Annotated in this window: 19 protein-coding genes; 8 read left to right on the top strand and 11 right to left on the bottom strand. The window is 70.9% G+C overall.

Annotation, left to right across the window (positions count from 1 at the left end; translation table 11 throughout):
- Positions 1 to 23: 23 nt before the first annotated feature.
- On the bottom strand, positions 24 to 1,781 hold the full coding sequence (gene argS, locus AB0472_RS33650) for an arginine--tRNA ligase (protein ID WP_366362129.1): 1,758 nt from the start codon (positions 1,779 to 1,781) through the stop codon (positions 24 to 26).
- Positions 1,782 to 2,151: 370 nt separating this feature from the next.
- On the opposite strand from argS, the gene lysS reads away from it, so the two are divergent.
- Entirely contained in the window at positions 2,152 to 3,891 is a 1,740-nt protein-coding gene (gene lysS, locus AB0472_RS33645; protein WP_366362128.1) for a lysine--tRNA ligase, read from the top strand.
- 71 nt (positions 3,892 to 3,962) lie between these two features.
- Here lysS and AB0472_RS33640 read toward each other — a convergent pair whose 3' ends face one another.
- The 3 genes from AB0472_RS33640 to AB0472_RS33630 form a co-directional block, all read right to left on the bottom strand.
- Positions 3,963 to 5,303, bottom strand: coding sequence for a DUF2637 domain-containing protein (locus AB0472_RS33640; RefSeq protein ID WP_366362126.1), 1,341 nt, complete (start codon positions 5,301 to 5,303; stop codon positions 3,963 to 3,965).
- A 99-nt stretch (positions 5,304 to 5,402) separates the two neighbouring features.
- The gene (locus AB0472_RS33635) at positions 5,403 to 6,308 is read right to left on the bottom strand and encodes a DUF3558 family protein (RefSeq protein ID WP_366362124.1); all 906 of its coding nucleotides are present in this window, start codon (positions 6,306 to 6,308) and stop codon (positions 5,403 to 5,405) included.
- Positions 6,309 to 6,440: 132 nt separating this feature from the next.
- Complete coding sequence (locus tag AB0472_RS33630) at positions 6,441 to 7,301, bottom strand: DUF3558 domain-containing protein (RefSeq protein WP_366362122.1); 861 nt, start codon at positions 7,299 to 7,301, stop codon at positions 6,441 to 6,443.
- Positions 7,302 to 7,528: 227 nt separating this feature from the next.
- Between AB0472_RS33630 and AB0472_RS33625 the strand changes: the two genes are divergently transcribed.
- Positions 7,529 to 8,722, top strand: coding sequence for an RtcB family protein (locus tag AB0472_RS33625; RefSeq protein ID WP_366362120.1), 1,194 nt, complete (start codon positions 7,529 to 7,531; stop codon positions 8,720 to 8,722).
- Positions 8,723 to 8,764: 42 nt separating this feature from the next.
- Here AB0472_RS33625 and AB0472_RS33620 read toward each other — a convergent pair whose 3' ends face one another.
- The 4 genes from AB0472_RS33620 to AB0472_RS33605 all read right to left on the bottom strand — a co-directional run bounded on the left by AB0472_RS33620 (position 8,765) and on the right by AB0472_RS33605 (position 10,889).
- Positions 8,765 to 9,352, bottom strand: a complete 588-nt coding sequence (locus tag AB0472_RS33620; protein WP_366362118.1) for a hypothetical protein — start codon at positions 9,350 to 9,352, stop codon at positions 8,765 to 8,767.
- A 118-nt stretch (positions 9,353 to 9,470) separates the two neighbouring features.
- Positions 9,471 to 9,641, bottom strand: a complete 171-nt coding sequence (locus tag AB0472_RS33615; RefSeq protein ID WP_366362116.1) for a hypothetical protein — start codon at positions 9,639 to 9,641, stop codon at positions 9,471 to 9,473.
- Positions 9,641 to 10,399: an SDR family NAD(P)-dependent oxidoreductase gene (locus AB0472_RS33610; RefSeq protein WP_366362114.1), complete on the bottom strand. Its 759-nt coding sequence runs from the start codon at positions 10,397 to 10,399 to the stop codon at positions 9,641 to 9,643. Before AB0472_RS33610 ends, AB0472_RS33615 begins: the two co-directional genes overlap by 1 nt.
- Before the next feature lie 157 nt (positions 10,400 to 10,556).
- On the bottom strand, positions 10,557 to 10,889 hold the full coding sequence (locus AB0472_RS33605; protein ID WP_366362112.1) for a YnfA family protein: 333 nt from the start codon (positions 10,887 to 10,889) through the stop codon (positions 10,557 to 10,559).
- Positions 10,890 to 11,011: 122 nt separating this feature from the next.
- Between AB0472_RS33605 and AB0472_RS33600 the strand changes: the two genes are divergently transcribed.
- Positions 11,012 to 11,488, top strand: coding sequence for a hypothetical protein (locus tag AB0472_RS33600; RefSeq protein ID WP_366362110.1), 477 nt, complete (start codon positions 11,012 to 11,014; stop codon positions 11,486 to 11,488).
- 86 nt (positions 11,489 to 11,574) lie between these two features.
- Here AB0472_RS33600 and AB0472_RS33595 read toward each other — a convergent pair whose 3' ends face one another.
- Positions 11,575 to 12,960: an NADP-dependent succinic semialdehyde dehydrogenase gene (locus AB0472_RS33595; protein ID WP_366362108.1), complete on the bottom strand. Its 1,386-nt coding sequence runs from the start codon at positions 12,958 to 12,960 to the stop codon at positions 11,575 to 11,577.
- A gap of 210 nt (positions 12,961 to 13,170) precedes the next feature.
- Here AB0472_RS33595 and AB0472_RS33590 point away from each other — a divergent pair, with 210 nt between their 5' ends.
- Both AB0472_RS33590 and AB0472_RS33585 read left to right on the top strand, forming a co-directional pair.
- Entirely contained in the window at positions 13,171 to 14,247 is a 1,077-nt protein-coding gene (locus AB0472_RS33590; RefSeq protein ID WP_366362106.1) for an NAD(P)-dependent alcohol dehydrogenase, read from the top strand.
- A gap of 36 nt (positions 14,248 to 14,283) precedes the next feature.
- The gene (locus AB0472_RS33585; protein ID WP_366362104.1) at positions 14,284 to 14,814 is read left to right on the top strand and encodes a YbhB/YbcL family Raf kinase inhibitor-like protein; all 531 of its coding nucleotides are present in this window, start codon (positions 14,284 to 14,286) and stop codon (positions 14,812 to 14,814) included.
- Between the two features lie 10 nt (positions 14,815 to 14,824).
- Here AB0472_RS33585 and AB0472_RS33580 read toward each other — a convergent pair whose 3' ends face one another.
- Both AB0472_RS33580 and AB0472_RS33575 read right to left on the bottom strand, forming a co-directional pair.
- Complete coding sequence (locus tag AB0472_RS33580; RefSeq protein WP_366362102.1) at positions 14,825 to 15,709, bottom strand: alpha/beta fold hydrolase; 885 nt, start codon at positions 15,707 to 15,709, stop codon at positions 14,825 to 14,827.
- 123 nt (positions 15,710 to 15,832) lie between these two features.
- Complete coding sequence (locus AB0472_RS33575; protein ID WP_366362100.1) at positions 15,833 to 16,870, bottom strand: thaumatin family protein; 1,038 nt, start codon at positions 16,868 to 16,870, stop codon at positions 15,833 to 15,835.
- 172 nt (positions 16,871 to 17,042) lie between these two features.
- Here AB0472_RS33575 and AB0472_RS33570 point away from each other — a divergent pair, with 172 nt between their 5' ends.
- The 3 genes from AB0472_RS33570 (at position 17,043) to AB0472_RS33560 (ending at position 20,920) form a co-directional block, all read left to right on the top strand.
- A complete protein-coding gene (locus AB0472_RS33570; protein ID WP_366362098.1) occupies positions 17,043 to 18,998 on the top strand; it encodes a sigma-70 family RNA polymerase sigma factor in 1,956 nt (651 codons plus the stop codon).
- Between the two features lie 195 nt (positions 18,999 to 19,193).
- Entirely contained in the window at positions 19,194 to 20,327 is a 1,134-nt protein-coding gene (locus tag AB0472_RS33565; RefSeq protein ID WP_366362096.1) for an LLM class flavin-dependent oxidoreductase, read from the top strand.
- The gene (locus AB0472_RS33560; protein ID WP_366362094.1) at positions 20,324 to 20,920 is read left to right on the top strand and encodes an FMN reductase; all 597 of its coding nucleotides are present in this window, start codon (positions 20,324 to 20,326) and stop codon (positions 20,918 to 20,920) included. The genes AB0472_RS33565 and AB0472_RS33560 overlap by 4 nt, the downstream gene beginning before the upstream one ends.
- Positions 20,921 to 21,176: the final 256 nt, after the last annotated feature.

Here is a 21,176-nt window from a genome sequence, read left to right as displayed (position 1 = left end):
CCGTGACGAGGAGCTGCCGTCGGCTACAGCCGCTCGGGCGTCCTGATCCCCAGCAGGGCCATGCCCCGGTGCAGAGTGCGGGCCGTGATGTCGCACAGCAGGAGGCGGTTCTCCACCTGCTCCGGGGTGCCGGCCTTCAGGACCGGGCACTTGTCGTAGAACGACGTGTACAGCGACGCCAGCTGGTACAGGTACGCCGCCAGCTTGTGCGGGGCGTACTCCGCCGCCGCTTCGAAGACGGTGTCGCCGAACGCGTCCACGTGCAGGCCCAACGCCCGCTCCGCGGGGTGCAGTTCCAGCTCCGGGTGGGCGGCGGGCCGGACCTCGCCCGCCTTGCGGAGGATCGACCGGATCCGGGCGTACGCGTACTGCAGGTACACGGACGTGTCGCCGTTCAGCGAGACCATCTGGTCCAGGTCGAACTTGTAGTCCCGGTTCGGCGAGGTCGACAGGTCGGCGTACTTGACGGCCCCGATGCCGACCTGGGCGGCCCGCTCCTGGATCTCGTCCTCGGTCAGGTCCTGCGCCTTCTCCCGGACCACCTCGGCGGCCCGCTGCACGGCCTCGTCCAGCAGGTCCTCCAGCCGCACGGTCTCACCCGCACGGGTCTTGAACGGCTTGCCGTCCGCGCCCAGCACCGTGCCGTAGCCCATGTTGTGCGCGGTGACCTCGTCGGTGAGCCAGCCCGCCCGCCGGGCCGCCTCGAAGACCATCTTGAAGTGGAGGGACTGACGGACGTCCACGACGTAGAGGAGCGAGGTGGCGTGCAGGTCGGTGACCCGGTTGCGGATCGCGGTCAGGTCCGAGGCCGCGTAGCCGAAGCCGCCGTCCGCCTTCTGCACGATCAGCGGGACCGGCTGGTCGTCCTTGCCCCGGATGTCGTCGAAGAAGACGACCAGTGCGCCCTCGGAGCGGACCGCGACGCCCATCTCCTCCAGCAGGCGGGCGGTCTCCGGCATGCCGTCGTTGTACGCAGACTCGCCGACGATCTCGTCGTCGCGGACCTCCATGTCCAGCTTCTCGAAGACCGAGTAGAAGTAGACCTTCGACTCGTCCACGAACCGCTGCCACAGGTCGAGGGTCTCCTTGTCGCCGGACTGCAGGGCGACCACCCGCTTACGCGCCCGCTCCTTGAACGCCTCGTCCGCGTCGAAGACCGCCCGGGACGCCTTGTAGACCCGGTTCAGGTTCGACATGGCCTGCTCGCCGTCCGTGTCGGTCTTCGCGGACAGCTCGGCCGGGTTCTCGATCAGGTACTGGATGAGCATGCCGAACTGGGTGCCCCAGTCGCCGATGTGGTGCCGGCCGATCGTCCGCTCGCCGGTGAAGTCGAGCATGCCGCGCAGCGCGTCGCCGATCACCGCGGACCGCAGGTGGCCGACGTGCATCTCCTTGGCGACGTTCGGCTGGGCGTAGTCGATGACCGTGATGCCCGGGTCCGCCTTCGCCGCCACACCGAGCCGGTCGGCGTCCGCGTACCGCGCGGCCAGGTTCTCGGTGATCGCCCTGTCGGAGAGGGTGATGTTGAGGAAGCCGGGGCCGGAGACCTCGACGTCCTGGATCAGGTCCGCGCCGGTGGTGATGTGGGAGACGACCTGCGTCGCCAGCTCCCGCGGGTTGGCCTTGGCCTTCTTGGCGGCGGCGAGGATGCCGTTCGCCTGGTAGTCGGCCCGGTCGCTGCGTCGCAGCAGCGGGTCGACGGAGGCCTCCGGCAGGGTTGCCGAGAGGGCGTCGGTGAGCTGCTGGTTGACGGAGGCGCTGAGGGACGTGACCGGGGCCATGAGGTGGGAGCCGTTTCTCCTCGTGGGGTTAGGTAGACGGGACCAGTATTTCACGGGGGGTAAAGGGGTTTTTGCGGCTACCGGCCCGGGGGGTCCGGTGCGTGGCCGGGTGCGGGTGCGTTGTGGCTTGTCGCGCAGTTCTCCGCGCCCCCGAGCGGCGGCTGCGCCGCCGAGCGGTCGCTGGTGCCGCCGGCCGGTCGCGCCCGCGCGGCGGAGCCGCATGCCGATGCAGCCCCGCGCCCCTGAACGGCGGCTGCGCCGCCGCTCAGGGGGGTCTCGACAACCCGTTTTCGTGGATTCGACCTCGGCTGGGAGAATGGAGCGGTCAGCCGTGCGACCGTACCGGCTGTCCCGTGCCAGAAAGAAGGACGTGCCGATCGTGGCTCAGAGCACCGAGACCACCGACTGGGTCTCCCGTTTCGCGGATGAGGTCATCGAGGAGTCGGAGCGTCGGGCCCCGGGCAAACCGGTCGTCGTCGCGTCCGGGCTCTCGCCGTCGGGACCGATCCACCTCGGCAACCTCCGCGAGGTCATGACCCCGCACCTGGTCGCGGACGAGGCCCGGCGGCGCGGGTACCAGGTCCGGCACCTGATCTCCTGGGACGACTACGACCGCTACCGCAAGGTGCCCGCCGGTATCGCCGGGGTCGACGAGAGCTGGGCCGAGCACATCGGCAAGCCGCTGACCTCGGTGCCCGCGCCGAAGGGCTCCGCGTTCCCGAACTGGGCCGAGCACTTCAAGGCCGCGATGGTCGAGTCGCTGGCCGAGATGGGCGTGGAGTTCGACGGGATCAGCCAGACCGCGCAGTACACGTCCGGTGTGTACCGGGAGCAGGTGCTGCATGCCATGAAGCACCGGGGTGACATCGACGCGATCCTGGAGCAGTACCGGACGAAGAAGGCCCCCAAGAAGCAGCAGCAGAAGGCCGTCGACGAGGCCGAGCTGGAGGCCGAGGAGGGCTCGGGCGCGGCGAGCGAGGACGACGGCTCGTCCGGCTCCGCCGGATACTTCCCGTACAAGCCGTACTGCGGTGGGTGCGGGAAGGACCTGACCACCGTCACCGCGTACGACGACGACACCACCGAGCTGACCTACACCTGCACCGAGTGCGGCTTCTCCGAGACCGTCCGGCTCAGCGAGTTCAACCGCGGCAAGCTGGTCTGGAAGGTCGACTGGCCCATGCGGTGGGCGTACGAGGGCGTGATCTTCGAGCCGAGCGGTGTGGACCATTCGTCGCCGGGGTCCAGCTTCCAGGTCGGCGGCCAGATCGTCGGAATCTTCGGCGGCAAGCAGCCCATCGGGCCGATGTACGCCTTCGTGGGCATCAGCGGCATGGCGAAGATGTCGTCCTCGCGGGGCGGGGTGCCCACCCCGGCCGACGCGCTGAAGATCATGGAGCCGCAGATCCTGCGCTGGCTCTACGCCCGCCGCAGGCCGAACCAGTCCTTCAAGATCGCCTTCGACCAGGAGATCCAGCGGCTCTACGACGAGTGGGACAAGCTCGACGGGAAGGTCGCGGACGGGTCCGCGCTGCCCGGTGACATCGCCGCGCACTCGCGTGCCGTCCGCACGGCGGCCGGCGAGCTGCCCCGGACGCCGCGCCCGCTGCCGTACCGGACCCTCGCCTCCGTCGCCGACATCACCGCCGGGCACGAGGACCAGGCGCTGCGCATCCTCAGCGAACTGGACCCGGCCAACCCGCTGGGCTCGCTGGACGAGGCCCGGCCGCGGTACGACAAGGCCGAGGCCTGGATCAACACCCAGGTGCCGGCCGACCAGCGGACGATCGTGCGGGACGAGCCCGACGCCGAACTGCTGAAGTCCCTCGACGAGGCGTCCCAGCAGTCCGTACGGCTCCTGCTCGACGGCCTCGCCGAGCACTGGTCGCTGGACGGGCTCACCCACCTCGTCTACGGCGTGCCCAAGGTCCAGGCCGGGTTCTCCGCCGACGCCACCCCGAAGGAACTGCCGCCGGAGATCAAGACGGCCCAGCGGACGTTCTTCGCCCTGCTCTACCACCTGCTGGTCGGGCGGGACACCGGCCCCCGGCTGCCCACGCTGCTCCTCGCGGTCGGGCAGGAGCGGGTGCGGGCGCTGCTCGGGGCGTGACGCCGGCATGAAGAAGGGGCCCTCCGCCGAGGAGGGCCCCTTCTTCACGCCGTACGCCGTGCGCGGCTCGCCTACGCGATGTGGTCGTCCTGCAGCTCCGCCGTGTGGCGGTTCGTGAAGCGGTTGACCATGCGGTCGGCCTCCCGCTGCGGGAGCGTGGTGCCGAAGGTCGCCTCCACGTCACCCCGGAACTGGCTGGAGCTGGGATAGCCGCCGTCTATCGACTTCTTGAAGACCAGGTAGAAGTCCTCCTCGGTCGGCTCCGGCGGGCCACCGCCCTCACCGAGCTCACGGGTACGGCCCGGGCCGGAGGGGATGGGGAAGCTGCCGGTCGTCTCCGACGGCGACTCCTCGGGGAGGGGCTGCTGCTCCTGGGGGAGCTGGTCCGGCGCGAACTGCTGCTGGAGCTGTGCCTGCTCGTACTCCTGCAGCTGGCGCTGGTACTGCTCCTGCTCCTGCTGGTACTGCCAGGCCGCGTACTGCTCCTCGGAGTACTGGGGCTCGTACGTCGGGTCGTAGTCCCCGTGGTACTCGATCTGCTGCGGGTTCCTGGCGTGCAGCCAGGGGTTGACCTCCGGGTCGGGCTGCGACGGCTCCGGTTCGGAGGCGTACACAGGCTGCTCCTGGCGGGGACCGGGGACCAGCTCCGGGCGCTGCCCGCCGGAAGGCGCCGCCTGTTGGGGGGCGGGCACCGCCCCGGCGGCACGGGCGCCCGCAGCCGACTCGGCAGCCGGCAGCAGCGCCGGGAGGTCGATGCCCGCGGCCGCCAGGCCGTCCGGGGCCGTGTCCGCCAGCGGGACGCCGTACTTGGCCAGCCGCAGGGGCATCAGGGACTCCACGGGAGCCTTCCTGCGCCAGGCCCGGCCGAAGCGGGACCGGAGCCTCGCCTGGTAGACGAGACGTTCCTGCTCCAGCTTGATGACCTGGTCGTAGGAGCGCAGCTCCCACAGCTTCATCCGTCGCCACAGCAGGAAGGTCGGCACCGGGGAGAGCAGCCAGCGGGTGAGCCGCACCCCCTCCATGTGCTTGTCCGCCGTGATGTCCGCGATCCGGCCGATCGCGTGCCGGGCGGCCTCGACGGCGACCACGAACAGGATCGGGATCACCGCGTGCATGCCCACACCCAGCGGGTCCGGCCAGGCCGCCGCGCCGTTGAAGGCGATCGTCGCGACGGTCAGCAGCCAGGCCGTCTGCCGCAGCAGCGGGAAGGGGATGCGGATCCAGGTCAGCAGCAGGTCAAGGGCGAGCAGGACGCAGATGCCCGCGTCGATGCCGATCGGGAACACATAGGCGAAGTTCCCGAAGCCCTTCTTGATGGCCAGCTCACGGACGGCCGCGTACGAGCCGGCGAAGCCGATGCCGGCGATGATCATCGCGCCGGTCACGACCACACCGATGAGAACGCGGTGCATCCGAGTCAGCTGTATGGGCGCGGCCACCGGTACTCCCCTCCCCTTGCCAGTTGTTGCGCGCAACAGGGTGGCACATCAGTGCGGCGTACGTGTGACCGGTCAGCTCTTCTTCGCCGGCGACTTGGAAGGCGAGGCGGACGGCGAGGCCGACTTGGAGGCCGACTCGGAGGCCGACTTCGAGGGTGTCGGCGCAGGTGAACTCGGTGCGGGAGCAGCGCCGTTGGCCGTCGCCACCGACGCCACCGCCTCCGCGGCCGCCTTCTCCGCCACCTTCGTCAGAGCGTCCGCGTCCGGCGCCTTCCCGCCCGCCAGACCCGCACCGTTGTAGTCGAGGGTGACGACGACGTTCGCGGCCCGGGCCACGACCGTCTGCTGCTTGAAGGCGCCCTCCTTCTTCTTCAGGTCGTAGCGCACCGCCGTCGCCTGGTCCCCGGCCCCGGTCACCGGCACCGACTTGGTGTTCTTGGCACCCGCCACCGACTGGGCACCCTGCACCTGGCTCGCGTAGTACGCCTCCGCCTGCTTCTCGCCCGAACCCCGGCCGGCGTCCGAGTCGAAGCGCAGGAAGGAGATGTTGAGCCAGCGGAACTGCGAGCCCTTCACGCCGTTGCTGTCCAGGCTGCTCCACGAGCAGCTGCCCCGCGTGGCCACGTCGTCCGACGTGCCCTCCTTGCCCGACTTGACGCCCTTCGGTACCAGCGAGGTGAGCGTCTCCTTCGAGAGCACCGCACACGGCTTCGGCAGCTTCGCGTACTTCGCGGCCTGAACGCCCGGCGACGCCGTCGAGGAGCCGCCGGCGTCGGCCGTCCCGGCGGCGGAGTCCGAACTCCCGCCAGTCCCCTGCGCGGCGGCGTCCGAGTCCGAGGAGCAGGCCGTCGCGAACAGCGCCACGGCGGGGACGGCGGCCGCGCAGACGAGACCGCGGCGCAGGCGCCCTGCCCGCCGCTGTGCCTTCCGCCCGCTCCGGGCACGCTGGTCGTCTGACTGGACTGCTACTCGCTGCATGGTTCCTTCACTCACACGTTCGGGGTTCCTGCGGTCGGATCGGGTCCGAGGGGCCACGGTACGCGGTGAGGAAGCTGTGCGGTTCCGGTTCACGCCCTTTGCGGGCGGGGAGCAGAGGGTGTGCCGAAGCCCTCAGCCGTTGAGTGCCTCGGCCAGCTGCCCGGCCAGATTCTGCGCCCTGTCCTGCATTTCCTTGCTGTCCGGCACGGTCCCGGTGGCCATCGGCTGCTCCTCGTACACGATGGTCACGACGACGTTCGACGTGCGGAACACCACAGTCACCGTCCGCTGTTCGGCCGTCGAACCCGAGCCGCTGAGCTGGTCGTCGAGATACGCCTCGTCGCCGAGATCGGAGAGGGTGCGCGGCTGGAGACCGGCCGGGGTGGCGGAAGCCGAGGAGGACGGGTCGGCGGATCCGGACGGCGACCCGGACGGCGACCCGGACGGCGACCCGGACGGCGACGTGGTCGACGACGCGGTCGCGGACGGGGAGTCCGACGCCGACGGCGACGGTGATTCCGTCTCGGCCGGGCTCGGCGGCGCGGACTCGGGGATGTCCGCCGCCGTCTCCAGCTGCGTGTAGATCGTCTGCGCCTCGCTGTCGTCGCTGACCGCGTTGTCGTACGACACCACGCGCTCGAAATCGACGGACAGCCGGTCCGTGGCGTCGGTGGACTCGATCTTCCAGCGGCAGCCGACCTTGCGGTCGGTGTCGTAGGTGAGCGCCGCGTCGCCCGCGTACGCCTTGTCGCGCTGGTCGACGTCGGTGATCTGGGCGATGCCCGGCAGCAGCGAGTCGAGGGTGTCGTGGCTGACCGCGCCGCAGGCCTCCGGGAGGGTGCGGTACTTGCCGGGCTGGGCGGCGACGGTGGAGGTGCTGGTGTCCGCGTTCTTGTCGCTCGTGTCGTCGCCACCGCTGGAACCGCTCGTGCAGCCGGCCAGCAGGGCCGCGAGAAGGGCGGCGATGCCGGTTACGTACGCCTTCCGCTGCACGGTCAGGCTCCTTCCGTTCACTGGTCCGCTCGGTCCTGCTCCAGTGTCCCCGCTGGTTAATCGCTTGCCGCAGCGGGGCGCCCCCTGGAGACAATGTCTATCGCACGCACTGCCGTGAACGCCGGTCCTGTGTCTGGTTTCCGGGCCTCTGGCGCCGCATTTGCGTTTTGTTGAAATTAGGCTTTTTGTTCTTTTTGATGTGCTGTCCGTGGGGGAATGAGGAAGACATGTCGTACGTGGAGGTGCCGGGCGCGAAGGTACCCATCCGGATGTGGACCGACCCGGCGACCGTCGAGGACGTCGCGCTCCAGCAGCTGCGCAACGTCGCGACCCTGCCGTGGATCAAGGGCCTGGCGGTGATGCCGGACGTCCACTACGGGAAGGGTGCGACGGTCGGGTCCGTCATCGCGATGCGGGACGCGGTGTGCCCGGCGGCGGTCGGGGTGGACATCGGCTGCGGCATGTCCGCGGTGAAGACCTCCCTCACGGCGAACGACCTGCCGGGTGACCTGTCCCGGCTGCGCTCGAGGATCGAGCAGGCGATTCCGGTGGGGCGGGGGATGCACGCGGACCCGGTCGAGCCGGGGGACTTCCACGGGCTGACGACGGCCGGGTGGGGTGAGTTCTGGGGGCGGTTCGACGGGGTCGCGGAGGCGGTCAAATTCCGTCAGGAGCGGGCGCATCAGCAGATGGGGACCCTGGGCAGCGGCAACCATATGATCGAATTGTGTCTTGATCAGTCGGATTCGGTCTGGCTCATGCTGCACTCCGGTTCCCGGAACATCGGCAAGGAACTCGCCGAGCATCACATCGGCGTGGCCCAGAAGCTTCCGCACAACCAGGGCCTGGTCGACCGCGATCTCGCCGTCTTCGTCGCGGACACCCCCCAGATGGCGGCCTACAGAAACGACCTCTACTGGGCGCAGGAGTACGCGAAGTACAACCGGACGCTGATGATGGCGCTCCTGAAGGGCGTGATCCGCAAGGAGTTCAAGAAGGCCAAGCCGGTCTTCGAAACGGAGATCTCCTGCCACCACAACTACGTGGCGGAGGAGCGGTACGAGGGCATGGACCTGCTGGTGACCCGAAAGGGCGCGATCCGGGCGGGCTCCGGTGAGTTCGGGATCATCCCGGGCTCCATGGGTACCAGCTCGTACATCGTGAAGGGGCTCGGGAACGAGAAGGCGTTCAACTCGGCGTCTCATGGAGCAGGACGGCGTATGAGCCGTAACGCGGCGAAGCGGCGCTTCACGACGAAGGACCTGGAGGAGCAGACGCGGGGTGTGGAGTGCCGCAAGGACTCCGGAGTGCTGGACGAGATTCCGGGCGCTTACAAGAACATCGACCAAGTCATGGAACAGCAGCGGGACCTCGTGGAGATCGTGGCGAAGCTGAAGCAGTTCATCTGCGTGAAGGGCTGATGCGAAGGGCACCGGGTGAAACCGGTGCCCCCGTTCACCCGGTCACCGATGACTGCCTGGGGAAGTGGTCCGGTTACGCAGACGCCAGAGGCGGAGACTGCAGCTCGCGGTCGTCCCGCCGAGCACGTCCGCCGCTGCCGCGGGGCTGCTGAGTTCCAGCAGGATCTGGTCCTCGGTTTCCGACCAGCGGCGAGCGGTGTACGCGGACCTCATGCCCGGGGGGCGCACCCAGCCCGACGGCGATTCAGCTGCCGTGCGCTTGCGTTCCAAGGCCAGGCAGCCCGGGTAGTACAGGTCGGCCGCCAGGCGCTGAGCCCGCTCCATCATGTAAAGCACGTTGTAGACGTCGTCGCGTGCGTTGCGCTTCGGGTTGCGCGCGACCCCAGTCACGTCCAGTCCGTAGTCGGCCAGGTACGACGCGATGGAGCAGCTGGCCGTGGTGAGGGAGTCGCGGGCGCTGATCTCCACAACCAGGCGCCCTTTCTGGCCCGCCCCCTTCGACAGGTGACCGTCTGTCTGCAGAAACCCGAACATGTATGCGTAATCGGGCGCTGTGAGGTCCATGAACCGGCGCGCGTCAGGCTCGCAATCAGCCACAGGAAGCTCCACTTCCATGCTGGCGAGGCCCACGGCTGGGCTGCATCCCCGCCGAGGGCCGTCGAAATGATCGTGTGATGCGAGCCTAGGACGGGCGTTCGCGTGATGATCGGGTGAACGGTGAGGTTCGCCCGTAAGGGTTACCTGCCGGTCACTTCGCGTGCCGGACCGCGTAGATCATTACGAAGGCGATGACGTGGATGCCGAAGAGGAAGTAGGCGAGGAAGTACCAGACCTGGCGTTCGTTCTTCGTCTCCTGTTCCAGGCGGCCCTTTTCCCGTTGCCTTTCCAGGGCCGCCGCGCGGTCGTCCTCGGTCGGCATCACAGGTCCCGGTGGACCTTGGTGTTGGAGGCCTGGGCGCGGGGGCGGACGACGAGGAGGTCGATGTTGACATGGCTGGGACGGGTCACCGTCCAGGTGATGGTGTCGGCGACGTCGTCCGCGGTGAGGGGCTCGGCGACGCCCTGGTAGACCTTCTCCGCCTTCTCCGCGTCGCCGCCGAAGCGGGTCAGGGCGAACTCGTCCGTCTTCACCATGCCGGGGGCGATCTCGATGACCCGGACCGGTCTGCCGACGATCTCCAGGCGGAGGGTCTCGGCGAGGACGTGGGCGCCGTGCTTGGCGGCGACGTAGCCGGCGCCGCCCTCGTAGGTGGCGTGGCCGGCGGTGGAGGAGACGACGACCACCGTGCCGTCGCCGCTCGCCTCCAGCTTGGGGAGCAGGGCCTGGGTGAGGTTCAGGGTGCCGATGACGTTCGTCTCGTACATCGTGCGCCAGTCGGCCGGATCGCCGGTGGCGACCGGGTCGGCGCCGAGGGCCCCGCCGGCGTTGTTGACGAGGACGGCGACCGCCTGGAACGCGGTGGCGAACTCGTCCACGGCCGCGCGGTCCGTCACGTCGAGGGGGTAGGCGGTGGCCTGGTGGCCGGCGTCGTTGATCTCCTTGGCCAGGGCCTCGATGCGGTCCTCCCGGCGGGCGGTGAGGACGACGCGGTAGCCGGCCTCGGCGAGCCGGCGGGCGGTGGCGGCGCCGATGCCGCTGCTGGCGCCGGTGACGACCGCGATGCGGGACGGGGCCATGGGGGTACTCCTCAGCAGGGTGGGTCGGGCGTACGGGTGTGTCGTGGCAAGGATATGTGCGGTGATCCGTCGGCCGCGGGCCGGTGCGGGCCGAGCGCGTCCACCCGGCGGAGCCGTGTGTCGGTGCGGTCCGCGCCCCGGGTGGTGCGTCCGGCGGTCAGTTCCTGGGTGCCCACATGATCACTGCCATTCCCGCCAGGCAGATCGCCGCGCCCGTGAGGTCCCAGCGGTCCGGGCGGTAGCCGTCGGCGACGACGCCCCACAGGATCGACCCCGCGACGAAGATGCCGCCGTAGGCGGCGAGGATGCGGCCGAAGTGGGCGTCCGGCTGGAAGGTGGCGACGAAGCCGTAGGCGCCGAGGGACAGGATGCCGCCGGCGATCCAGAGCCAGCCGCGGTGCTCGCGTACGCCCTGCCAGACCAGCCAGGCGCCGCCGATCTCGAAGAACGCGGCGACGACGAACAGGGCGGCGGAGCGGAGGATGAGCATGCGTGCAGCGTGCCACGTCCGGCGGGTGTCACCTGATGGGGGGCGCCTGCGGCGGGGTCCGGGTGGCATACATCCGTACGAGAGCAGGGTTACGGATGCCGGAGTCGGACGGGACGGGTGGCATGGCGATGCGTCGTGGTGGGCCGGTGGTGGCCGGTGCGGTGGCGTTGGCGGTGGGTGTGCTGGTCGTGGGGGGCGCTGGTGCCGCCTGGGCCGGGAGCGCGGATCTGGAGGTGCACGGGTCCGCGGTGCTGGGCGGGGACCTGGTGGAGGTCCGGGTCACTCCGCGCAACCACGGGCCGGACGGTGTGACCGGGGCCAGTGTGCGGCTGGTCTCGTCGGCGCCGCTGGCCGACTCGCAGCAGCTGCCGGGCGGGTGCGCGCGCACCGGTGACCGGGAGGTGGTGTGCGAGACCGGGCCGCTGGCGGTCGAGGTGCCGGGGGAGGAGCTGGTGGTGCCGGTACGGCTGCGGGAGCGGCCGGCGGAGGTGACGCTGGCGGTGGACGTGGCGTGGGGCGGGGGTGCGGTGGACCAGGACCGTACGAACGACGAGCAGCGGGTGCTGGTGCTGGCGACGGGGGATCCGTACGCGTTCTGAGCCGCGGCGCCGCGGCCGACGCGGCGGACGGGGCCCACGTGGCGGACCGGGTGCTTCCGGCTGTCGCTGCTGTCCCGGCCGTCCGGTCAGGCGGTGTCCTGCCCGATCCAGACGGTCTTGGCGTTCATGAACTCCCGCATGCCGAGGTCGGACAACTCGCGTCCGTAGCCGCTGCGTTTGACGCCCCCGAAGGGGATCTCGGGGTAGCTGGTGGTGTTGCCGTTGACGAAGGCCATGCCGGACTGGATGTCGCGGACGAACAGCTCGCGTTCGGCCTCGTCCTCGCTCCACAGGTTCGAGCCGAGGCCGTAGGGGTGGCCGTTCGCCTCCCGAAGGGCCTCCTCCAGGGAGGAGACCGTCCAGACCTGGGCCACCGGGCCGAAGACCTCCTCGTGGTACATCCGCATCCGCGGGGTGATGCCGGTCAGGACGGTGGGCGGGTAGAACCAGCCGGGCCCGTCGGGGCGTTCGCCGCCGACCAGGACGGTCGCGCCCTTGGCGACGGCGTCCTCGACGTAGGCTTCCACGTCCTGCCGGCCGGACTCGGTGGCCAGCGGTCCGACGTCGGTGCCCGCGTCCATCGGGTCGCCGACCACCAGTGCGCCCATCTTGGCGACGAACATCTCGATGAACGCGTCCCCGATGGCCTCGTGCACGTAGAAGCGCTTGCCGTTGATGCAGGACTGGCCGTTGTTCAGGGTCCGCGCCCGGACCGCGACGTCGGTGGCCCGGTCCAGGTCGGTGGAGGGCATGACGATGAAGGGGTCGGAGCCGCCGAGTTCGAGGACCACCTTCTTGATCTCGTCGCCGGCGATGGCGGCCACCGAGCGTCCGGCCGGTTCGCTGCCGGTCAGGGTCGCGGCGGCCACCCGCGGGTCGCGCAGCACCTGTTCCACCCGCCCCGAGGAGATCAGGAGGGTCTGGAACACGTCGTCGGGGAAGCCCGCCTCGCGGAAGAGGTCCTCCAGGAAGAGCGCGCACTGCGGCACGTTCGAGGCGTGCTTGAGCAGGCCCACGTTGCCCGCCGTGAGCGCGGGCGCGGCGAACCGCATGGCCTGCCACAGCGGCAGGTTCCAGGGCATCACCGCGAGGACGACACCGATCGGCTGGTACGTGACGAACGTCTGCCGCGCGCCCACGCGTTCGCCGTCGCCCTCCAGGTCCCGCAGGAACGCGGGCCCCTCGTTGGCGTAATAGCGCAGCCCGTGGACGCACTTGACCACTTCCTGCTCCGCCGCCCGGAAGGTCTTGCCCATCTCGGTGGTGATCATTTCGCTGACGCTCTCGACCTCCTTCTCCAGGCGGTCCGCGGCGTGCTGCAGCCACTCCGCCCGCTCCTCGACGCTCGTCAGCCGGTACGAGGCGGCCGCGGCCGCTGCCCGGGCGAGCTTGTCCTCGAGTTCCTCGGGGGTCAGTTCGTCGAACCTCCTGAGGACCTCACCGGTCACCGGACTCGTCGTTGCGATAGCCATGGATCCAACGTATGGCGGGCCGACAAGTCCAGCAATTCACCCATTTGCACCACCAGTGAATGCGGCGGCACCGGATGCGTGGCAGGCGCGGGCGCGCGACCATGGTGGGGTCCGAAGCGGCGGCCGCGGTGACCGGCGCCGGGACCCGTTTCCTGCCCGTGCCGCACGCACCGAGCCGCTTTTGTGCTGGTCGGCGAGAGTGAGACAGCCATGACGCAGATGCGGGCGGCCCGGATGCACGGATACAAGGAACCGCTCCGGGTCGAAGAGGTCCCGATGCCCGAGCCCGGGCCGGAAGAGATCCTCCTGAAGGTTGCCGCGACCGGTATGTGCCGCAGCGACTACCAGCTCCTCAACGGTTACTTCGAGGGGCCGTTCCCGGTCGACCTGCCCTACATCCCGGGCCACGAGGTCACGGGCCGGGTGGCGGGACTCGGCACCGGGGTGCCCGCGACGGTGGGCTACTCGGAGGGCGACATGGTCGTGGTGAACCCCAGCTGGGGGGACGGCACGTGCCGGCAGTGCCGGGAGGGCAACGAACAGCTGTGCAGCGGTGACGGCCGGTGGGTGGGGTTCGGTCCGCCGGGCGGGTTCGCCGAGTACATGGCCGTGGAGTGCCGGCACGCGATCCCGGTCTCGGAGGAGGCGGCGCGGGCGCCGGAGCTCCTCGCCCCGATGACCGACGCGGGCATGACCCCGTACCGGGGGATGCGCAAGCTCCGGGACGCGGGCAAGCTCGGTCCCGGGCGGACCGTCGCGGTCACGGGCATCGGCGGGCTCGGCAGCTATGCGATCCAGTACGCGAAGCTGCTCGGCGGCGGTGCGACCGTGGTGGCACTGGCGCGCACCGACAGCAAGCTGGACGTGGCGAGGGAGAACGGCGCGGACCACGGGATCAACGTGCGCAACAGGTCCACGGAGGCCATCCAGGACGAGCTGGAGAGACTGACCGGCCGCCGGACGATCGACGCCATCCTGGACTGCGTCGGCAGTGAGCCGTCCATCTCCATGGGCTTCGACCTGCTGGGCCCCGAGGGCGCGCTCGTGGCCGTCGGCCTGATGAGCCAGCGCGTCGAGCACCGGCAGTTCCCGTTCGTGGGCACCGAGCTGTCCTACCTCGGGTCGTTCTGGGGCAACCACCTGGACCTCGTCGAGGTCCTGTCGCTCGCCGAGGCCGGCCTCGTCAAGCACAACGTGACCAAGGTCGCGCTGGAGGACATCAACGAGAACCTGGACGCCCTGGGCCACGGTGACGTCGTCGGACGCCAGGTCATCGTCTTCGGGTGAGCGTGATGCCGGCGCCCGCGATGTCGAGGGACTGCCATGATCAGACCCTATGGTCCCTATGATTTCCTGCCGCCGATCAGGGTCTTCTCGGTGGCCTCGGAATCCGTTGCCGATGGCGGGGAACTGGCCCGGGAGCAGGTGAGCGGCATTCTCGGTGCGGGCGGGGAGGACATCTCGCCGCAGCTGAGCTGGTCCGGGTTTCCCGCCGGGACGCGGAGTTTCACGGTGGCGATGTTCGACCCCGACGTGCCCACCGCCTCGGGGTTCTGGCACTGGGCGGTGGCCAACCTGCCCGCCTCCGTGACCGGCCTGCCCGCCGGTGCCGGAGACGGTGGGCCGCTGCCCGGCGCGGCGGTGACGCTGGTCAACGACGCCGGCTACCGCAGGTACCTCGGCCCGGCGACGCCGCCGGGCAACGGCCCGGACCGCTACTTCCTCGTGGTGCACGCCGTCGACGCCGAGGAGCTGGCGGTGTCGGAGTCGACGACCCCCGCCTACCTCGACTTCCTCCTGTTCGGCCACGCGCTCGCGCGGGCGACGATGTACGGCACGTACGAGCGGCCCTAGGCGCGACGGCCTACTTCCACATGTAGTCCTCGGCGGCCTCGGTGATCAGGTCCTTGACCGCCTGCGGGTGGGAGATGAGGGACACGTGCGAGGAGTTGATCTCCACCGTCCTCCGGGCATGCGCGCGTTTCGCCTCGAACAGCTCCAGGGCCGGGTTGATCGCCATGTCCTGCCTGCCGACGAGGGCGTACACGGGCTTGGTGCGCCAGGCGGCGCCGGTGAGCTTGTCGGTGAACGCCGACATCGCGACCGGGCGCTGGGTGGCTGCCATGACGGTGGTCCGGCTGGTGGGCAGGTCCGCGGCGAAGACCTGGCGCAGCTTGTCCGGCTGGATGTACAGGTCCGTGCCGGCGGTGCCGGCACCGGCCTGGAAGGGCACCGCCTTGAGGGCCTTGGTGAGGGGCGCGGGGGCGAACTTCGCGGCGAGGGTGGCCTGCGACTCTCCCTTGTCGGGCATGATCGCGTTGATGTAGACGAGGGCCTTGACGTTGTCGTTTCCGACGGCGGCCTGCGAGATCACCTCCCCGGCGTAGGAGTGGCCGACCAGGATGATCGGTCCCGTGATGGATTTCAGGAAGCTCGCGAGGTAGGCCGAGTCCTGGGCGACGCCGCGCAGCGGGTTGGCTGGTGCGGCCACGGTGTAGCCGTTCTGCTGGAGCCGCTGCACGACGCCGTCCCAGCTCGACGCGTCGGCGAAGGCGCCGTGCAGGAGCACGATGGTGGGCTTCTCCCGGCCTGGGTCGCCGGCCGGACCGCCGGCCTGGGCCGTCACCGGGACCAGGACGGAGGTGGTGCCCGACAGCGCCAGCAGTGCGGCGCCCCAGCGGGCGGCCTGCGCGGTGCGGCGGGGCTTGCCGGACGTGCGGGAGGGGTGGGAGGAGCGGGATATGTGCATGCCGGTCCTTCGGGGGCGGGAGCGTCGGACGACGCCCGGGATTCCAGCGTCGAGGAGACCCGTCGGCGTGTCCCCGTGCGCGGGCCGTCCGGGTGAACGGCCGACCGCCCCCGGCCGCGCCGCTCAGGTGGAGTCGGCCGTCGTCCCGAAGGTCACCCGGTAGTAGCAGGCGCCCTTGCAGGGCATGGTCGCCCCATCGTCGAAGGCGTAGGAGTAGGCGTAGGGCGCTGCCCGCTTGAAGACCTGGGTGTAGTCCACCGGCCACTTGGCGGGGACGCAGTTCTCGCGGCCCGCCCAGGCGCCGCGGCAGCAGTAGGTGTCGCCGCCGAACGCCGCGCAGGGCGGCTTGCAGCCGGTCTCCGTGCCGCCGGAGAGGGCCTGCATGGCCTTGGGGCAGTCGACGTCCGTGGTGCAGGTGCCCCGGTAGCAGCCGGAGGCGCTGACCGGGTCGGTGGTCGTGGTGTGGGAGACGTTGATGTACATGGGCAGGTTGGCACCGTCGACCATGCTCACGTCGTAGAAGTCCATGCCCGCGTAGGCGTCGAAGGTGAACTCGCCGAGGGTGGTGGGCGGGTTGCCGCCGCTGCAGACACTGGTGCAGTCGCCGGAGGCGCAGACGCCCGCGGCCGTGCCGGTGCATCCGGTACGGCCCCAGATACGGCCGCCCCAGTTGTCGGCGACGGTCACCGAGAGGCTCTGGCCGGGGGCGAGTCTGCGGCCGGCCGGGTAGACGGCGGTGTTGGTGACGACCGCCCACACCGTCTGCCGGGTCCTGTTGACGACGGTGATCAGGCGTTGGCCGGCGGGGGCGGCGGTGGGCTGTCCGGCCCGGACGGTGGTGGCGGGGGCGGCCGGGGTCTTCGCCGATGCCGACGGCCCGGGGTGGGTCGACGCGGAGGGGGACGGGCGGTGGCTCGGTGACGGCGACGGTGACGACGAAGGTGACGACGAAGGTGAGGAGGAGGCGAGCGCGGTGTCCGACGGGCCCGTGGGGAGGGCGGCGGCCGGGCGGCGGTCCGGGTGCGCGGTGGGGGTTCCGGCCGGTGTCCACATGCCGTAGGTGACGATCACGGTGGCGGCCGTCGCGAGGGCGGCCGCGCCGGCGTACCACCAGCGGCGTCGCGGTGGTCTCGCGCCGTGTCTCCTGCGTCCTCGTGCCATCCTGGTGCCTTCCTCGGGCGGTACCTGATGTGTGCCTGCCCTTCGGTGACCTCCTCGGTGGGGGCCGTACAACACAAATCGCGAAGCCGACTCGCCGGTTTTCTGTTGTCCCCACGTCCCGCGCGGGGTCTCCGTTCCGACAGCCGGACTCTGCGCGGAGGAACAGACCCACATGACCCAGAACCATCGGAGCGGACCCGACCCCGGCGTGGTGACGGCCGCCCGTGCGGGGGACAGAGCGGCCCTGGAACACCTGGTGACCGCGTGTCTGCCGCTGGTCTACAACATCGTCGGCCGGGCCCTGAACGGTCATGCCGACGTCGACGACGTCGTTCAGGAGACGCTGTTGCGCATGGTGCGGGGGCTGGAGAAGCTGCGGGACCCGTCCGCGTTCCGGTCGTGGCTCGTCGCCATCACGATCCGGCAGGTGCGCGACCGGGAGCAGTCGCGGGCCGCGGACCGGGACCGCCGGGCGCACCTGGACGACGCGGAGACGATCACCGACCCGGCGCTCGACTTCGCCGGGCTGACCATCCTGCGGCTGGGCCTGACCGAGCAGCGCCGCGAGGTCGCGGAGGCGACGCGCTGGCTCGACCCGGACGACCAGGAGCTGCTGTCCCTGTGGTGGCTGGAGGAGACCGGCGACCTGGAGCGTGCCGAACTCGCCGGTGCGCTGGGGCTGTCGGACCGGCATGCGGCGGTGCGGGTGCAGCGGATGAAGAGGCAGATGGAGGTCTCGCGGGGGGTGGTGCGGGGGCTGACGGCGGACCCGCGCTGCGCCGAGCTGGACGGGATCGCCGCGCCGTGGGACGGCACGCCGAGCCCGTTGTGGCGCAAGCGGTTCGGGCGTCACATACGCGGCTGCGGGGTGTGCGCGGGCCTGGAGCGGGGGCTGCTGCCGATGGACCGGCTGCTGAGCGGTCTGCCGCTGGTGGCCGTGCCGGCGGGCCTCGACCCGGCGCGGGTGGTGGCCCATGTCACCGGGGCCCGTGCCGGTGCGTCCCACCTCACCGGGTCCCATGCGACCGGGGCCGCCGATGCCGGTGGTGGGGGCCGGTCGCCGCGGGGGCGGCACGGGCGTGCGGGCCGGCGGGCGGTCAAGCGGGCCGGCCGGCACCTCGCGGGCAGGCAGGCGGTCGTGGGCGGTTCGGCGGCGGTCGCGGTCGTCGTGGCGGTCGCCCTGGTCGCGGCCCGGATGACGGCGGGCCCGTCCGCCCCGGCCGCGGACACCGCCCCGCCGCCGACGCCGGTGGCCGTCGCGTCCCCGAGCCGGAGCCCGGGCCCGACGCACTCCGCGTCCCCCTCGCCCTCCCCCAGCCGCAGCGCCTCCCCGAAGGCGTCCGCCGACCCGTCCCCCTCGAAGCACGCCGCGGCTGCGGTGCCGGTGGTCTCCGGCGCGAAGAAGGGCGTCGGGGTCTGGACGTTCAACGGCGTGAGCCAGGCGCTCGCCGCGAGCGGGGCGAGCTGGTACTACACCTGGAACACCCAGCACCAGGGCGTGACGACGCCGTCCGCGGCCTCCTTCGTGCCGATGATCTGGGGCGGTGCGTCCGTCACCGCCTCGGCGCTGGCGCAGGCGCGGGCGGCGGGGCCGTACCTGCTGGGCTTCAACGAGCCCGACATGGCGCAGCAGTCGAACATGACGGTCGATCAGGCGCTCGGGCTGTGGCCGAAGCTGATGGCGGCGGGCAAGGTGCTGGGCAGCCCGGCGGTGGCGTACGGCGGGGACACGGCCGGCGGCTGGCTGGACCGGTTCATGTCCGGGGCGAAGGCGAAGGGGTACCGGGTCGACTTCATCACCCTGCACTGGTACGGCGGTGACTTCCGCACCCCGCAGGCGGTGCAGCAGCTGACCTCGTACCTGGCGGCGGTGTACGCGCGCTACCACAAGCCGATCTGGCTGACGGAGTACGCGCTGATCGACTTCTCGCAGGGGACCCGGTTCCCGTCGGCGCAGCAGCAGGCGGACTTCGTCACCGCGTCCACGAAGGCGCTCGACGCGCTGCCGTACGTGCAGCGGTACGCGTGGTTCGGGCTCGGCGCGGACCCGGCGAAGCCGAGCAGCGGGCTGTTCACGAGCGGTACGGCGGCCACCGCGGCGGGCCGGGCCTTCCAGGCGGCGCGCTGAGCGGTCGCCGCCGGTACCGGCGGCGACCGTACCGGCCCCCTCCGGGGCAGGGCCGACGTCCGGGGTGACGCGGTGGCCGCGCCCTCCGGAGCGGGTGGGTACGCCGGTCGCGTCGGCGGGCGTGGGAATAGGTGGCGGTGTGGTCTCGTTCTGCGGGTATAGTTGAATCGTAAACAACCTGGAGGGTGAGCGAGCATGCAGTTCGGGATCTTCACGGTCGGCGACGTCACGCCGGACCCCACCACGGGCCGGACGCCGAGCGAGCGGGAGCGCATCAAGGCGATGGTCGCGATCGCGCTGAAGGCCGAGGAGGTCGGTCTGGACGTGTTCGCGACGGGTGAGCACCACAACCCGCCGTTCGTGCCGTCGTCGCCGACCACGATGCTCGGTTACGTCGCCGCGCAGACGGAGAAGCTGATCCTCTCCACCTCCACCACCCTCATCACCACCAACGACCCGGTGAAGATCGCCGAGGACTACGCGATGCTCCAGCACCTGGCCGACGGCCGGGTGGACCTGATGATGGGCCGCGGCAACACCGGGCCGGTCTACCCCTGGTTCGGGCAGGACATCCGCGAGGGCATCAACCTCGCCATCGAGAACTACGCCCTGCTGCGCCGGCTGTGGCGCGAGGACGTCGTCGACTGGGAGGGCAAGTTCCGCACACCGCTGCAGGGCTTCACCTCCACCCCGCGGCCGATGGACGACGTACCGCCGTTCGTCTGGCACGGCTCGATCCGCTCGCCCGAGATAGCGGAGCAGGCCGCCTACTACGGTGACGGCTTCTTCCACAACAACATCTTCTGGCCCGCCGACCACACCAAGCGGATGGTCGAGTTCTACCGGAAGCGGTACGCGCACTACGGGCACGGCACGCCCGAGCAGGCGATCGTCGGGCTCGGCGGCCAGGTGTTCATGCGGAAGAACTCGCAGGACGCGGTGCGCGAGTTCCGGCCGTACTTCGACAACGCCCCGGTCTACGGGCACGGGCCGTCCCTGGAGGACTTCACGGACCAGACGCCGCTGACGGTCGGTTCGCCGCAGCAGGTGATCGAGAAGACGCTGGGCTTCCGCGAGTACGCGGGTGACTACCAGCGCCAGCTGTTCCTGATGGACCACGCGGGGCTGCCGCTGAAGACGGTCCTGGAGCAGCTCGACATGCTCGGCGAGGAGGTCGTGCCGGTGCTGCGCAAGGAGTTCGCGAAGGGCCGTCCGGCGGACGTCCCGGAGGCGCCGACGCACGCCTCGCTGCTGGCCGCCGCGGCGGCCGGGAAGGCTTCGGAGGAAGCCTCGCAGGAAGCTACGGACAAGAAGGAGGCCGGGGTATGAAGCTCGTCGTCGTGTCGGCGGGGCTGAGCGTGCCGTCGTCCACGCGGCTGCTGGCGGACCGGCTGGCCGCGGCGGTCGGCCGGCAGGCCGGGACCCCGGTCGAGGTCGAGGTGGTGGAGCTGCGCGACCTCGCGGTCGAGATCGCGCACAACTTCACCAACGGGTTCCCGGGGCGGAACCTGGCGGCCGCGCAGGAGGCGGTGAGCGGGGCGGACGGCGTGATCGCCGTGACGCCGGTGTTCACGGCGTCCTACAGCGGGCTGTTCAAGTCGTTCTTCGACGTGCTCGACAAGGACGCGCTGGCGGGCAAGCCGGTGCTGATCGCGGCGACCGGGGGTACGGCACGGCACTCGCTGGTGCTGGAGCACGCGCTGCGGCCGATGTTCGCGTACCTGCGGGCGGTGGTCGTGCCGACCGGCGTCTACGCGGCCTCGGAGGACTGGGGCGCGGAGGGGCTGGAGGGCCGGATCGAGCGGGCGGCCGGGGAACTGGCGGCGCTGATGCAGGGCCTTCGCCGGAGCGTGCCCGAGCAGCCCGAGGTGCTGCCGGTCGTGCCGTTCGCAGAACAACTGGCGAGGCTCGCGGCCGGCTGAGCCGGGCCGGGGGGCGCCGACGCCCCCCGGCACCCGCACACTGCCACCGCCCCCACCCGCACCGCCGAACCCCAAGCCTGCCCACACCCGGGCAACCACACCGCCGACAGCGCCCCGCCAGGGGCGCGGGGAACTGCGCGAGCAGCCCCCACGCACCCGCGGCCGAAACCCGGCCCTCACAAACCCGCGGCTACGAAGCAGGATGCGCCGACAGCGCCCCGTCAGGGGCGCGGGGAACTGTGCGAGCAGCCCCCAC

Source organism: Streptomyces sp. NPDC086777 (genome assembly GCF_040702065.1).
Classification (GTDB): domain Bacteria; phylum Actinomycetota; class Actinomycetes; order Streptomycetales; family Streptomycetaceae; genus Streptomyces.
Note: the sequence above shows the minus strand (reverse complement) of the source record. Positions and strands in the feature narration are given on the sequence as shown.